Origin of the sequence: Cellulomonas sp. KH9, assembly GCF_900114185.1 — a bacterium.
Classification (GTDB): Bacteria; Actinomycetota; Actinomycetes; order Actinomycetales; family Cellulomonadaceae; genus Cellulomonas.
The window spans coordinates 674930-689843 of the sequence record NZ_FOSE01000003.1 but is presented as its reverse complement, the minus strand read 5'-3'; the positions used below and the strand labels follow the sequence as shown (position 1 = coordinate 689843).

10 protein-coding genes are annotated in these 14914 nt (G+C 77.8%); all 10 read right to left on the bottom strand.

All coding sequences use genetic code 11. From position 1 onward, the window contains the following. Positions 1-1302 (bottom strand): hypothetical protein (locus BMZ16_RS12845; RefSeq protein ID WP_369822577.1); only part of this gene is annotated, 1302 nt, incomplete at its 3' end. 149 nt (positions 1303-1451) lie between these two features. After that, the gene (locus tag BMZ16_RS12840) at positions 1452-1949 is read right to left on the bottom strand and encodes a flavin reductase family protein (RefSeq protein ID WP_089800980.1); all 498 of its coding nucleotides are present in this window, start codon (positions 1947-1949) and stop codon (positions 1452-1454) included. Beyond that, on the bottom strand, positions 1946-2317 hold the full coding sequence (locus tag BMZ16_RS12835; RefSeq protein ID WP_089800978.1) for a hypothetical protein: 372 nt from the start codon (positions 2315-2317) through the stop codon (positions 1946-1948). Before BMZ16_RS12835 ends, BMZ16_RS12840 begins: the two co-directional genes overlap by 4 nt. A gap of 4 nt (positions 2318-2321) precedes the next feature. Continuing rightward, the gene (locus tag BMZ16_RS12830; protein ID WP_089800976.1) at positions 2322-3278 is read right to left on the bottom strand and encodes a PIG-L family deacetylase; all 957 of its coding nucleotides are present in this window, start codon (positions 3276-3278) and stop codon (positions 2322-2324) included. A gap of 21 nt (positions 3279-3299) precedes the next feature. Next, positions 3300-5237: a translational GTPase TypA gene (gene typA, locus BMZ16_RS12825; RefSeq protein WP_089800974.1), complete on the bottom strand. Its 1938-nt coding sequence runs from the start codon at positions 5235-5237 to the stop codon at positions 3300-3302. Between the two features lie 58 nt (positions 5238-5295). Continuing rightward, on the bottom strand, positions 5296-7236 hold the full coding sequence (locus BMZ16_RS12820; RefSeq protein ID WP_177199692.1) for an ABC transporter substrate-binding protein: 1941 nt from the start codon (positions 7234-7236) through the stop codon (positions 5296-5298). A 264-nt stretch (positions 7237-7500) separates the two neighbouring features. Beyond that, positions 7501-8187: an ABC transporter ATP-binding protein gene (locus tag BMZ16_RS12815; protein WP_089800970.1), complete on the bottom strand. Its 687-nt coding sequence runs from the start codon at positions 8185-8187 to the stop codon at positions 7501-7503. Next, positions 8184-9113, bottom strand: coding sequence for an ABC transporter ATP-binding protein (locus BMZ16_RS12810; RefSeq protein ID WP_089800968.1), 930 nt, complete (start codon positions 9111-9113; stop codon positions 8184-8186). Before BMZ16_RS12810 ends, BMZ16_RS12815 begins: the two co-directional genes overlap by 4 nt. A 1-nt stretch (position 9114) precedes the next feature. Further along, complete coding sequence (locus BMZ16_RS12805; RefSeq protein ID WP_089800966.1) at positions 9115-11895, bottom strand: FtsX-like permease family protein; 2781 nt, start codon at positions 11893-11895, stop codon at positions 9115-9117. After that, on the bottom strand, positions 11892-14894 hold the full coding sequence (locus BMZ16_RS12800) for a hypothetical protein (RefSeq protein WP_143082831.1): 3003 nt from the start codon (positions 14892-14894) through the stop codon (positions 11892-11894). The genes BMZ16_RS12805 and BMZ16_RS12800 overlap by 4 nt, the downstream gene beginning before the upstream one ends. Positions 14895-14914: the final 20 nt, after the last annotated feature.

Genomic DNA, 14914 nt, shown 5'->3' with positions numbered 1-14914 from the left:
AGCCGTCGCAGCACCGGGGGTGCCGTCGGTCCGGTCGTCGCCGACCGGGCGCGGCTCCTCGTCGTCCGTGGTCGGAGCGGCCGCGACCGGGCCGTCCACCGCGGCGGCGGGCTCGTCGTCCGACGCCGGTCCGCCGGTCGTGCCGTGCGGCTGCCCACCGCCACGCGCTGCGTCGTCGGTCGGCTGGGCGTCGTCGGTCGGCTGGGCGTCGTCGGTCGGCTGGGCGTCGTCGGTCGGCTGGGCGTCGTCGGTCGGCTGGGCGTCGTCGGTCGCCGCGGCTGTCGTCCCGTCCGGGCGCGCGTCCCGCGAGGACTCACCGGGTGCCGCCAGCCGGTCGCCGGAGGTCGCGCCCTCGGCCGCGGAGCCGTCGTCCGCCGGGGGGCGGGTCGCACCGGCGTCGTCGGCACCGTCGACACGGCTCTGCGCGAGCGCGTGGGCCGGCACCCCCACGGAGGCGGCGTTGAGCGCGGTGAAGGCGAGCGCGGAGAAGCCGCCGAGGTCGAGCACCGGCCGGGGCTGCGGGTCCGCGGTCACGTCCGGCCGCGGGTCGCCGTCCGGGTCGCGCGCGTCGTCGGCCGGACCGGCCGCGGCCGGTGCGTCCTCGTGGCCCTCGGGCTCCGCGGGGTCACCCTGCTCCGTGGCACCGGGCGCCACGTCCGTCGGGGGCACCTCGGCCGTGGGCCGGGCCTCGTCGACGTCGACGCTCGCGCCCGCGGCGGGCACGGTCGGGGGTGCGGTCACCGCCACGTCCTCCCAGGACGGCCACGCGGCGAGCGGCTCGGCCTGCGGGGGCGCGAGCGGGCGGACGGCGGGGCGGGTCGCGCCGGCCCCGGCACCCGTGCCGGCCACGGGCGTCGCGGCGACCACGTCCGCGGTCGTCGGGTCCGTGCCGCGCTCGGCACCGGCGTCCTCGGCCTCGGCCTCGGCCTCGGCGGGCTCGGCACGGTCGTCCGCCTGGACGGACTCGCTGGGCTCGGTGGGCTCGCCGGGTTCGACGGGTTCGACGGACTCGACGGGCTCGACGGACTCGACGGGCTCCGTGGGCTCGACGGGCTCCTCGTCGCCGACGCCGTCCTCGCTCGCGCCGGTCGACCCGGTCGTCGCGGTCTCCCCCGCGACCCCGGCCTCGTCGACCTCCCCGGCCTCACCGGGACCGGTCATGACACCGTCCGGCGTCGTCGCAGCCCCCTCGGTGCCCGCACCGGTCCCACCGGTGGGCGCCGCAGGCGCGTCGGGCACGCCGCCGACAGGGCGCTCCGCGGCGTCGTCGGTCGGCGTGTCGCGGTCGGTCCCGTGCGTCATCGATCCCCCGTGCTGGTCCCACGCGCGCACGACGCGCGCGTGGCGATTCTAGGGGCGCGACCTGCACGCCACGGCGTCCCGACGCGTTCCGTGCCCGATCATCACCCGCGATCCGCAGGACCCTCCCGGGACGTGCACACCCGCGCGGTCTAGCGGAGGCCGCGCAGCCGGCCCCGCAGGTGGACCAGGCCACCGGCGTCGGGCGCGCCCTGGGCGGCGGCGAGCACGCGGCCGACGACGACGTCGTGGTCCCCGGCCCGGTGCACGGCCTCGGTGCGGCAGTCCAGCCAGGCGGCCGCACCGTCCACCCAGGCGGCACCGGACACCGGCCCGGGGCGGTGCGGGACACGCGTGAGCTGTCCGACGGCGGGCCGGCCGGGCGACGCGAGCCAGTCCGCCACCTCGCCCTGGTCGTCCGCGAGGACCGACACGGCCCAGGTGTCGACGTCGTCCAGCACGTCGCGCAACCGGGCGTCGACGTGCACGCAGAACAGCACCAGGGGCGGCTCGAGCGACACCGAGGTCAGCGAGCTCACCGTCGCCGCGTGCTCGACCCCCAGGCGACGGGCCGCCACCACGGTGACCCCCGCCGCCAGCCGGGCCGCCACGGCCCGCAGGGCGTCCGCCGTGACACCGGCGTCGGTCACGGCGCGGTCGGCCCGTCGTCCGTGACCCAGCGCCGGGGCACGAGCCCGACGACGATCACGGCCAGCACGGCGCCGCCCACCCAGCCCCAGCCCCACAGGTCGCCCGCCGGGACCAGCACGTCCCCGCCGGGTCCGCCCGTGGCCAGGACCTGGATCGCGAGGAGGGCACCACCCGCGCTCGCCCCGTAGCCGAACCACCCGCACCAGGCCCGGGCGGTCAGCACGATGACGAGGACGAGGAGCACGCACACCACCAGCCCCCAGGGGCGGACGGCACGGTGCATGACGGTGCCGATCGTCCCCGCGAGCAGCCCGAGGGCGAACGAGGCGGCGGCGCGCCAGAGGGTCGCGGCGGTGGGCAGCTGCACGGCGTCAGGCTACCGGCCGCGCACCGGCCGGCCAGGTCAGCCCGGCGTCCTCGGCGCGCAGGCTGCCGGTCGCGTAGCGGTAGGCCTCCGCGGCGGGCACGGCGGCCAGCACGGCGTTGCTCAGCGCGTAGCAGCCGACCAGCGCGTCCTCGCCGGCCACCGGGCGCACCGCCTGCACCTGCGTCGCGTGCGCGCGCAGGGCCGCGAGGACGCGGTCACGGACGGGCGCGACGTCGACCAGCAGGTCGACCTCGTCGTCCGGGACGGCCATCGAGGGCGGCTCGGCGGCCGGGTCCGGCAGCGTGAGGTGCTCGATCGTCGCACCGAGGGCCGCCAGCACGGCGTCACCGGCGAGCGCGACCTGCGCGCGGCGCAGGGCGACCCGGCCGGCCACGGACCACAGGACCACCGGGACCACGTGCGCGGGCGAGTACGTGTCGTCCTCGCGCGCGGCGAGCTGCAGCGCCAGCGCCGTGACGTCGTGCGCCCGGACGTGGTCGGGGTGCCCGTAGCCGCCGCCGGGCTCGTAGGTCACCACGACGGCCGGCCGGCGCGACCGCAGCAGGCGCGCGAGCGCGTCCGCGGCCTCCTCGAGGGGCGCGAACGCGAAGGCGTCGTCCGGGACGTCGTCCGGCGCGCCGGCACGACCGGCCCCGACCCACGCCATGCCGGAGTCCTCGTAGCGGACGTCCGCGGCGACGGCCTCGTCGAGGAACCCGTGGTCGCGCACGCCCAGGGCACGCAGCGCGGCGGCGAGCTCGTCCTCGCGGTGAGCGGCGAGCGCCGGGCCGTCACCCTCGAGGTGGGCCCAGCGCCTGCCGATGACCTCGCCACGCTCCCCGCGGGTCGCCGTCACGACGGTGACGGGACGCCCCGCAGCCGCCCACGTCGCCAGCAGCGCCCCGGTCGCGAGCGTCTCGTCGTCGGGGTGCGCGTGGACCGCCAGGAGTCCGCCGGTCATGCTCGTGCCACCGTCCGCGGGTCAGGCGCGCTTGTTGCGCGCGGTCTGGCGGGCCCGCTCGGTCTGGTCGAGCACGACCTTGCGGATGCGCACGACCTCGGGCGTCACCTCGACGCACTCGTCCTCGCGGGCGAACTCGAGCGACTCCTCGAGCGTGAGCTTGCGCGGCGGCACCAGGTTCTCGAAGGACTCCGACGTCGAGGACCTGATGTTGTTGAGCTTCTTCTCCTTGGTGATGTTGACGTCCATGTCCTCGTTGCGCGCGTTCTCGCCGACGACCATGCCCTCGTACACCTCGGACGTCGGCTCGACGAAGAACGTGCCGCGGTCCTGGAGGTTGAGCATCGCGAACGGCGTCGCGACACCCGACCGGTCCGCCACGAGCGAGCCGTTGACACGGGTCTCGATCGGGCCGGCCCACGGCTCGAAGCCCTCGGCGATGGACGACGCGATGCCGGTGCCGCGCGTGTCGGTGAGGAACCGCGTGCGGAAGCCGATGAGGCCGCGCGCCGGGACGATGAACTCCATGCGCACCCAGCCGGTGCCGTGGTTGCTCATCGTCTCCATGCGGCCCTTGCGCTGCGCGAGCAGCTGCGTGACGGCACCGAGGTACTCCTCGGGCACGTCGATGGTCATGCGCTCGATGGGCTCGTGCACCTTGCCGTCGATGATCCGCGTGACGACCTGCGGCTTGCCGACGGTGAGCTCGAAGCCCTCGCGGCGCATCTGCTCGACGAGGATGGCCAGGGCCAGCTCGCCACGGCCCTGCACCTCCCACGCGTCGGGACGCTCGGTGGGCAGGACGCGCAGCGACACGTTGCCGATGAGCTCGCGGTCCAGGCGGTCCTTGACCTGGCGGGCGGTGACCTTGTGGCCCTTGCCGCCCTTGCCGGCCAGCGGGGACGTGTTGATGCCGACGGTCATGGAGATCGCCGGGTCGTCGACCGTGATGAGCGGCAGCGGACGCGGGTCGTCGGGGTCCGTGAGGGTCTCACCGATGGTGATGTCCTCGATGCCGGCGACGGCCACGATCTCGCCCGGGCCCGCCTGGTCGGTCGGGACGCGGTCGAGCGCCTTGGTCTCCAGCAGCTCGGTGACGCGCACGTTCTGCAGCGTGCCGTCGTGGCGTGCCCACGCGACCGTCTGCCCCTTGCGCAGCGTGCCGTTGTGGATGCGCAGCAGCGCGAGGCGGCCGAGGAACGGCGAGGCGTCGAGGTTGGTGACGTGCGCCTGCAGCGGCGCCTCGGGGTCGTACGACGGCGCCGGGATCTTCTCGAGGATCGTCGCGAACAGCGGCTCGAGGTCCGGGCTGTCCGGCAGGCCACCGTCGGCGGGCTGCTCGAGCGACGCCTTGCCGACCTTCGCGGCGGCGTAGACGACCGGCACGTCGAGGATCGCGTCGAGGTCGAGGTCCGGGACCTCCTCGTGGAGGTCGGACGCCAGGCCGAGCAGCAGGTCGGTCGCCTCGTGGACGACCTCGTCGATACGCGCGTCGGGGCGGTCGACCTTGTTGACGAGCAGGATCACGGGCAGCTTGGCGGCGAGCGCCTTGCGCAGCACGAAGCGGGTCTGCGGCAGCGGGCCCTCGGACGCGTCCACGAGCAGGACGACGCCGTCGACCATCGACAGGCCGCGCTCGACCTCGCCGCCGAAGTCGGCGTGGCCGGGGGTGTCGATGACGTTGATCGTCACACCGTCGGGCTGGCCGATCTTCGCGGCAGCGGGACCCGAGTACCGGATCGCCGTGTTCTTCGCGAGGATCGTGATGCCCTTCTCGCGCTCCAGGTCACCCGAGTCCATCGCACGCTCGTCCACGTGGTCGTGCGCGCCGAACGCGCCGGACTGCCAGAGCATCGCGTCGACGAGGGTCGTCTTGCCGTGGTCGACGTGCGCGACGATGGCGACGTTGCGCAGGTCGGAGCGCACGGCGGCGCCGGTGGCCTGGTCGGTTGCGGGCATGCGGGTACTCATCTCAGGAGGCTGGGGGATACGCCGGGCGTCGGCGCAGCGTTCCACCCTACCGCCGCGTCCAGTCCCACCACCATGTGAGGTCTGCCGCAGCGGGCGTCAGCACCGGCACGTCGGCCACGACGGGCAGTCCGCCGGCGTCCGCGGGGTCCCGCGCGGCGCGGACCGTGAGGACGGGCGTCCGCGCGATCGGCAGCACCGCGCCGGAGGCCACGAGGGCGTCCGAGGCCTCTGCCACGCCGGCCGCCGCCGCGGCCGCGTCCGGCTGCGTCGCGAGCGCGTCGAGCAGGGCGTCGAGCGCGGCGTCGGTGTGCCGGGTGACGTTGGTGGCACCGCCGGTGCGCCAGCGCGTTACGAAGGACGCCACCGGAAGGTCCTCCTGGGGCACCGGGACGATCGCGACGTCCCAGTCCTCCGGCCGCGCGCGCAGCGCCGCACCGGGGTCGGTGACCTCGACCGGCTCGACGGCGAAGCCGGCCTCACGGGCACGCTCGACCACCCCGCCGAGCACCGCTGCGCGCACCGGGTCGTCGGTGTTGACGAGCGCGCGCACCGGCACCGGGTCGGCGCCCGGGTCCGGCAGCCCACCGGCCTCCACGGGGGCAGGGACCGCACCGGCCGCGGGCGCCTCGGGCCCCACCTGTGCCGCGACGACGTCGGAGACCTCCGCCCGGTCCACCAGCATCCCGAACGCGTGACGCACCGACTCGTCCCGCGCGACCGTCACGAGGAACGCCCGACGCGCCGCGGCGGCCGCCGCGGCGGGGTCGGGCGCCGCGGCGTGCGCAGCCGGGTCGAAGACGCCTCCGGCGCCCTCCTGGACGACGACCTGGAGCACCGCGTCCCCACCCGTCGTCACCACGGCGTCCTCCCCCAGCCCGACGGCCGCCTCGAGCACGTCGGGCGTGCTGATGGGGGCCGCCACGTCGACCGACCCGTCGGCGAGGGCCTCGACCTGTGCCAGCGGGTCCAGGTCGCTGCGGACGACCACGGTGTCGAAGGCGGCCGGACGCCGGCCCTCGTACACCTCGTTGCGGACCACCTCGACCCGGTCCGCACCGGCACGGGACAGCACGTACGGCCCGGTCGTCGTGGTGAGCACGGGGTCGGCGGCGACGTCACCCGCCCGCCCGGCGGCCCGCCACACCCGGGAGATCGCCGCCAGCGCCGCACGGTCCTGCTGCTGCACGGCGGTCACCACCGCCTGCGCCCAGGCCGCGGGCTCCGCGGTGGCGTCCTGGCCGGGGGCGGGCGACGCCGCGGGCGTGGCCGAGCCGGTCGGCGCGGCCGAGCCGGTCGGCGCGGCCGAGCCGGTCGGCGTGGTCGAGCCGGTCGGTGTGGTCCCGTCCGACGGCGTGGCGGTCGACGCCGGTGACGTCGTCGGGGCCGGCAGGTCGGGCGCCGACCGGTCGAGCGCGAGACGCCCGACCACGTGCGCGGGCAGGTTCACGTCGAGCGCGACCTGCCAGTCCGCGACGGGCACGTCGTAGACGACGGTGAGCGTGGCACCGTCCACCACGGGCACCGCCGACGCGCGCACCAGCGCGGCCGACGTGGCCCCGAACAGGACGACGTCGTCGGCGGGCTCGACCGGCTCGCCGTCCCCACCGAGCTCGGGCACCACCTCGTCGAGCTGCCCGCTGCGTGCGGCCCACTCCAGCAGCAGGTCGGCCGGGGTGACGGGGACGCCGTCCGACCAGGTGGCCGTGGGCGCGACCGTGTACCGCACGGTCAGCGGGGCGTCCGCGACCTTCTCCACCGTGCCGAACGTCGGGTCGGGGGTGACGGAGCCGTCCGGACCGAGGGTCGTGAAGCCGGACTGCACCAGGCCGCGCACCAGGACGCTGCCCGGGGCGCGACCCGCGGGCGTGGCCCCGTTGAGCGAGGCGAAGGGCAGGTCCGTGGTGACCACCACCGTCCCCGCACGCGCGGGGTCCACCGGGTCGGCACCGCAGCCCGCCGTCGTCCCCGCCCCGATCAGCAGCACCACGGCTGCCGCCGTCCGTCGTGATGCCGTCGGCACCCTCGTCCACCTGCTCGTCACCGTGCGCCTCCTGCACCGTCCGCGGCGCTCCCGCCGCCCGGACGGGACCCTGCCACGCACACCGGGGCATCGGCGACCGAACGCGCGGACTTGACCCCACAAGAGCCCCGAATCCGTCCGGACCGGGGGGAACGGCCGAGACCAGGAGGGACGCCGACGAGACGGACGCGGACGGTCGGCGCAGGACGGGCCGGACGGCGCCCGCGCCCGTCAGCCGTGCAGCTCGCCGTCGACGAGGTCGACGACGCGGTCCGCCCGCTCCATGAGGACCGGGTCGTGCGTCGTGATCACCGCGGCCAGGCCCCGCCGGTGCGTGAGGTCGCGGACGAGGTCGGAGACGACGGCGGCGGTCCGCGAGTCGAGCTGCCCCGTCGGCTCGTCGGCGAGCAGCACGTCGGGCTCGGCGACCAGCGCCCGCGCGATCCCCACCCGCTGCTGCTGACCGCCCGACAGCTCGGCGGGCCGCTGGTGGGCGTGCCCCGCGAGCCCGACCGTCTCCAGCGCCCGCCGGACGCGCTCGTCACGCTCGGCAACGGGCACCTCGAGCAGCCGCAGCGGCACCTCGACGTTCTCCGCCGCGGAGAGCACGGGGATGAGGCCGAAGGACTGGAAGACGTAGCCCAGGCGGGTGCGTCGCAGCGCGAGCACCTCGTCCTCCGGCAGCGCCGACAGCTCACGGTCGCCCAGCAGGACGCGCCCCGTCGTCGGCCGGTCCAGGCCGCCGAGCACGTTGAGCAGGGTCGTCTTGCCCGACCCGGACGGCCCGCGCACCACCAGCAGCTCACCGGGCGCGACCCCGAGGCTCACCCCGCGCAGCGCGTGCACCGCGGCCGACCGGCCCCGGAACACCCGGGTGACCGCGTGCGCCTGCAGCACCTGGGCCGTCGTCGTCGTCACCCGTCCTCCCGTCGCGACCCGTCGGGCCACACGCCCAGGTGGTCGGCCTCCAGCGCCAGCCGGACGCGGTCCTGCAGGCCCAGCGCGGTGACGAACTCCTCGGGGACCTGCAGCCGTCCGGCGCGGTCGAGCACGGCGAACTCCTCGGCGACGTGCTGCTCCGCGCCGTGCTCGTCCACCTCGACGCGGCGCAGCACCTCGGTCGACGTCCGGCCGTCGCGGATCTGGACCGTCCGGCGCACGTGCTCGGACACCGTCGGGTCGTGCGTGACGACCAGGACGGTCAGCCCGAGCGCCTCGGATGCGCCCCGCAGCGCATCGAGGACCTCGGCGCTCGTCGCGCGGTCGAGCTCGCCGGTCGGCTCGTCGGCGAGCAGGACGCGCGGCTGGTTCGCGAGAGCGACCGCGATGGCCACCCGCTGCTGCTCCCCGCCGCTCATCTCCGCCGGGCGGCGGTCGCGGCAGTGGCCGACGTCGAGCAGGTCCAGGAGCTCGCCGGCGCGGCGGGTCCGGTCGCGCGCGCGACTCAGCACGAGGGGGACGGCGACGTTCTCCGCGGCGGTGAGGTAGGGCAGGAGGTTGCGGGAGGTCTGCTGCCGGACGAACCCCACGGTGTGCCGCTGGTAGTGCGCCCGCTCCCGCCGGCCCAGGGACCCGAGGTCCGTGCCCGCCACGACCGCGCGGCCACCGGTCGGCCGGTCGAGACCCGAGAGGATGGTGAGCAGGGTCGACTTGCCGGACCCCGACGCGCCGACGAGGGCGACGACGTCGCCCCGGGCGACCCGCAGGTCCAGGCCCTGCAGGGCCTGCACCTCGATCCCCTCGGTCGAGTAGATCCGTACGAGCCCCTCGCAGAGGATGTCCGGCTCGGCCGCGTGCGGCCCGTCCCGCCAGGCCGCCGACGGCGGTGCGCTGGTCGTGGTCATGTCACCCATCCTCACCGAGGCGGAGCCGTGCGGCGACGTCCGCACGGCTGCTGATCGAGGTCGACGCGACGACGGCCCCGGCCGTCACGACCAGCAGCCCGGCGCCGACCGCCCCGAGCAGCAGCGGGTCCAGGACGGGACGCGACGGTGCGGCCCCGCCCGTGAGCGCGCCCACGTCGAGCGCACCGAGCACGACGGCCGGCACCGCGACGCCGAGCAGGGCGCCCGCGACGAGGGCGGCCAGCGCGAGCGGGGCGAGCTCCCAGGCCACGACGTGGCGGGACCCGCGCGGCTCCGTCCCGAGGGCGCGGAGCACGGCGAGGACGCCGGCGCGCCGGGGCGCGGCGAGCATCTGGGTCAGGACGAGGGCGACGACGACCAGCAGCGCGGACAGACCGACGGCCACGCGCAGCGCCTGGGCCGTCCCGGCGGTCGTCGGGGCGTCGAAGTACGTCGCGGTGGCGTCCGCGAGCGACTCGGTCCGCGCACCGGGCACGGCGGCCCGCACCCGCTCGCGGACGACCTCCGGGTCGACGCCGTCGGCGACGTCGACGAGCAGGACGCGGGGCCGCAGCGCCGTCCCCGTGAGCTCCTCGAGCGTCGCGGCGTCGACGACGACGGCGGCGTCGTCGACGACGCGGGCACCGCCCACGGCGTCGGCGACGGCGACGACCGCCAGGTCGACGCCGTCGCCGACCGCGACCCGCAGGCCGTCCTGCCCCGGCGCGACGCCCACCGCGGTGGCGATGAGCGCGGGCAGCCGGCCACCGTCGGCGCCGGCCAGCCCTACCGGCACCGGCGGCACACCGACAGCCCCGGCCTGCACGCCGCGCATCGCGCGCGCGTCCACCGCGACGAGCGCGACCCGTCGGGAGTCCCCGGCGCCCGTGAGGTGCACCCGGCCGGCGTCCGCGAGGCGGGCGACGTCCCCGACGCCGTCGACGGCGGCGACCCGTGCCGCGAGCTCGGGCGTGACGATGGGACCGCTGACCCGGATGTCGGCGCCCAGCGAGCGCCACGCGGTCGACTCGACGGCGTGCGCGAGCGTGCTGGTGAGCACCGTGGAGAACACCGCGACACCCACGCCCACGACGAGCGCGGCGGCCGGGACCAGACCACCCGTGGGCTCGCGGACGGCGCGGGCGGCACCGAGGAAGAGCGGGAGGTCACGGCGCCGGTGCAGCACCCGCTCGACCGCGCGCAGCGGCCACGGGTAGACGCGCAGGACCAGCACGCAGGCGGCCAGGGCGAGCAGCAGCGGGACCGCGGCCACCAGGGGGTCGACACCCGCGGACGTGCTCGCCGCGGGGTCCCGCCCGAGCACGAGCACGACCCCCACGGCCGCCAGGGCGAGGACCGCGCACTCGGTGCCGACCCGCAGGCGTGCGCGGGTGCGCCCGACGTCGGCCCGGCGCTCGGGCAGGCCGCCGGGCAGCGGGGCGGCCGCGAGCGCGACGGCCGGGACGAGCCCGACCAGGAGCGGCACGACGAGGTCGCCCGCCGTCAGGGTGCCGGGCACGAGGCGGACGGCGAGGAGCGCGCCCACGGCTGCGGCCGGCAGGCCGACGACGAGCCCCTCCAGCGCGAGCGCGGCCCGCAGCTGGGGCCCGGTCCCGCCGCGGCCGGCCACGAGGCCGAGCGCCGTGCGCCGCCGGGACGTCACGAGCCGCGCACCGAGCCAGAAGACGGCGAGCACGACGCCGACGGGACCCGCGGCGACGACGGCGAGCACGGTCGCCGTGGTGCGCTGCTGCGCACGCACCTGCTCGAGCACGTCCGGCAGGTCGGTGGACAGGGCGAGCGTCGCGCCGGTGCCGGCCCAGGGCACATCGGCCGCGACGAGGCTGCGGAGCTGGGCCGAGGTGGTGTCGACCTGGTCCGCGGCGACGGCGTCACCCGCGACCGGGAACCAGACGCGGGTGCTCACGGTGCCCACCGGGAAGCCCACCGGGAGGGCACCGTCCCACGCCGGGTCGAGGTACGCGGAGGCGACCGCGGAGGTCCCGCGGTCGAGGTCGTCGACGACGTGCGCGCTCGCGCTGTGGGGGTTGTGCGCCCAGAAGGGCGCGTCGGGGTCGACGGGCCGGAACGTCCCCGTGAGGCGTAGCGGCACACCGGTCCCCGGGACGGTCCGCTCGGACCCGACCGGCCACTCGAGGGTCTGCGCGGCGGCCTCGGCGAGGACGACCTCGAGCGCCCCCGTCGCGGCGTCGGCGCGGGCACGGCGGTCCGCGACCTCCCCGACCGTGAGGTCGCGGTACTGCTCCTGCGTGAGGTCGTCGAACGGCTGGACCACCGTGGGCGCGGCGGGCCACGCACCCGCCGTGAGCTCGACCTGCTCGCCCAGCAGCGGGTCGACCTTGAGCGTGACCTCGGGCGACCCGACGACGCCCTCGGGGGCGGCGGCGATGCGCACCCGGCCCGTCTCGACGGTGAGGTGCGGGTCGCCGAGGATCGAGCGCAGCGGCTCCGGCTGCTCGGCACGGACGCGGTCGAGGAAGGCGAGGTTGCCGGCGTGCACCGCGGCGACGTCCGCCGGGAGCCCGGCGCCGTCGGCGGGGGCGGGCGGGCGCGGCCAGGCCCCGGGCACGACGGCGACGACGTCGCGGGACAGCGGGCCGGCGCGGGCGACCTCGTGGGTGACCTGCCGGTCGCCGACGCCGGCGAGCAGCCGCGGCCACGCGGTCGCGGCGAGCGCCACCAGGACGACGAGCAGCCCGAGCGCCAGCGGGACGGACGCGTGCGCGGCGGCGGTCCGGCGCACGAGCTGCACGGCGTTCACGCGATCTCCTCCCGGTGCTCGTGGTCGAGCGCCTGACCGCGGACCCGCAGGGCGGCGCCCAGCGCGAGCGCCCCCACGCCGAGCAGGAGCACGAGCAGCGGCCCGACGGCCCCGGCCGTGTCCACGGCGAGACGCACCGGCAACGGGCCCGGGACGGGCACGGTCGACCGCACGAGCGCCGGGACCAGCGCCGCCGCCGTCACCGCGCCGCCCGCCGCCCCGAGGGCGACGGCCGCGAGCGCGACGGCCAGGTGCTCGGCCGCCCGGGCCCGCGCCTGCGTACCCGCCGGCTGGCCGACCGCGCGGAGCACCACGACCTCCCGCCGACGCCCCCGCACGAGCACCACGGCGACCGCACCGGCACCGGTCAGCGCGAGGGCGACGGCGACCGCGGCGGTCGTCCGGAACGCCGCGACGACGGGGGCCGCCGCGTCGGTGGCGGACGCGGTCGACGTCGAGACCGCGGCGCCCGGTCCGGCGAGCGCGGCCGCCGCGTCCGCCACCCCGGCGGAGCGGTCGGCGACGGCGAGCCAGATCTCGTCCGGCGGCACGGGGGTGGCGCGGCCGTGCAGCAGGCTCTGCCCGAGCAGGTCGAGGTCGACGAGCACGGCCTCGGCGTCGAGGGCACCGGGGACCGCGTCGACGACCCCGACGACCTCGAGCACCACCTCGGGGCCGGCGAGCGCCATGCGCACGCGGTCGCCCACGGCCAGGTCCGCACGGTCGACCAGGGCGGGGGTGACCACGGCCGGCACACCGGCGGCGGCGGGCGGGAGGAGGCGGACGCTCGCCGGGGCGGGGCCGCCGTCGGGCGCGCCGGTGAGGACGGCCCGCACGCCCGTCGCGCCCGTGCTCCCGGCCTCGACCACGCCCTGGCGCACCGCGACCGCCGGCTCCCACGGGGTCGTGGGCAGCGGGACGTCCACGGCACCGTCCGGCGACACGGCCGCCAGCCGCACCACCGCGACCTCGAGCGTCGCCCGCGCGGTCCGCGCACCGACGTCGAGGGCGGCGAGCCGGTAGGGGCCCGCACCGGGCAGGTCCGCCCGCAGGACGGCGACCGTCGGTCCGGGTGCGGTCGGGGTGACGGCGCCCAGGTCCAGGCGGGTGAGGCCGCCGTCGGCGTCGGCGAGCCACGCGGCGACACCGACGGGGGCGGCGGTCGGAACCTCCGCCGCGCCCGGGGCGGGCGACAGCGCGACCCGCAGCTCCAGCTCGAGCGTCCGTGCGCCGCCTCCCAGTGCGGGACGCGTCCCGGGGTCGGCGGGCCCGGTGAGCGCCGCGCGGTGCGGGCCGAGGTCGACGGGTGCACCCACGACGGCGTCCGCCTGCGCCACGGGCAGCGCCGTCAGTGCGACCTGGCCGTCCGCGATGGTCCCGTCCGACCGCAGCACGGACGCCGCGGCGGTGACGTCCGCCAGGTCGGCGTAGGGCACCGCCGACGTCGCGACGTCCCGGTCGGGGGTGTCCCCGCCCGGCACCGCCACCGTCACGTCCGCGCCGGCCCCCAGCGCGGCGAGGTCGTCCCGGTGCTGCGCGACCGACGCCGCGTACGACGCCGCGACGCCCGCCGTGCCGACCGCGAGCACGAGCAGCACGACGGCTGCCGCGTGCTGGTCGCGGCGGCGCGCGACCTGCCGCGCGACGTACGCGGGCGGGAACGGACGGCGCCGGACGGACACGAGCTCGGCCGCCCGCGCCACCGGGACGAGCACCCCGAGGCCGACGACGGCGCAGGCGAGGAGCACCGCGGCCGGTGCGGCCACGGCCAGCAGGTCCGGGCCCGTCGCGTCCCCGGGCGCGCCGTCGCTGCGCAGCAGCCGCCACGACGTCAGGACCGCGACGAGCGGTGCAGCGACGAGCGACCCGACGGCGGCCACGCCCCGCAGCCGTCCCGCACCCGCCGCAGCACCCGCGCCCGCCGACGAGCGCACCTGCCGCGCGGTCCCCACGACGGCGACCGTCACGGCGACGGTGGCGGTCAGGAGCCCGGCGACGGCCACGGCCGGCACGAGGGCGGACCCGGCCCGATCGCCGCCCGCCACGGCCAGGGCGGCCGCGGCACCGACCGCGCCGCCCGTGAGCGCGACGACCGCGACCTCGGCCGCGGCCCAGCGGACCAGGCGCGCCCCGTCGGCACCGCGCGAGACCAGCACGCCGACGTCACCGGCGCGGGCGGCCACCACGAGCCGCACCACCTGGTGCACCGCGACCGCGGCGACGAGTGCGAGCAGGACCACCGGCACGAGGCCGGCCGTCCGGACCGTCGCCGCGGCCTGGACCGCGCGTGCCGCCGTCGCCGGCAGGCCGCCGTCCACGGTGAGCCCGCGCACGGCGAGGTCGTCGACCCGTGCCAGCGCCGGCTCGAGACCACCACCGACGTCGGCCAGGCGACGCAGGTCGTCGACCTCGACGGCATCGGCGACGGGTCGCACCGTCCACTCGACGAACGGCGCGTCGACGAGCTCGAGCAGCGTCGCCTCGGCCACGGTCCCCTCGGCGTGCTCGCCGGACCGGGCGTCGGTGTCGCCCGCGGACCTCGTGCCGTCGAGCACGTCCTGCGGTGCGGTGACGACCGCGAGCTCCCCCGCCTCGAGGGCGAGGACGCCGCCCGGCTCGACGCCGAGGTCGGCGGCGACGTCGTCGGTGACGAGCACCTCGCCCGGTCCGGGTGCGGCCGAGGACGGGCCGGCGGCGTCCTGCGCCGCGGTCCGCAGCACCACCTCACCGCCCGAGGCGTCGGCGGCCCGCAACGGCGGGCTCACCAGCGAGCGGCCGACGCCGAGCGGCACGGCACCGAAGCGGTCGCCGAGCGCCCGCTCGAGCGCGGCCTGCTGCCGTCCCGCGTCCGGGCCGAGGCGCGTGCGCACCACGAGCACGGCGTCGTGGTCAGGGGCGGTCGCCAGGACGTCCCGTGCCGTCGCCACCGCCGACGCGCCCGCAGCGGCGAGGACGACGCCACCGACGCCCGTCACCGTGGCGACGAGCAGGGTGAGCACGCCGAGCACGCCCGCGCGCG